At 54.0% G+C, this 211-nt stretch carries 1 tRNA gene; it reads left to right on the top strand.

The features are described from left to right. The first annotated feature begins 122 nt into the window (after positions 1-122). Positions 123-198: transfer RNA gene (locus tag ASE52_RS07630), tRNA-Ala, on the top strand. The last annotated feature ends 13 nt before the right edge of the window (positions 199-211 follow it).

Raw genomic sequence — 211 nt, 5'->3', positions numbered from 1 at the left:
GTTAGAATACCGGCCTGTCACGCCGGGGGTCGCGGGTTCGAGTCCCGTCCACTCCGCCAGTCAAAACCCTTGCAGGTCTTTGATGTGCAAGGGTTTTTCTTTGGTGTAAGCCAGAGAAGTTTGGGGGTATAGCTCAGCTGGGAGAGCGCTTGCATGGCATGCAAGAGGTCATCGGTTCGATCCCGTTTACCTCCACCAAAGTTTGTTATCT

Source organism: Acidovorax sp. Root275 (assembly GCF_001428965.1).
GTDB classification, from domain to species: Bacteria; Pseudomonadota; Gammaproteobacteria; order Burkholderiales; family Burkholderiaceae_C; genus Acidovorax; species Acidovorax radicis.
This window is presented reverse-complemented; position numbering and strand designations above follow the sequence as displayed.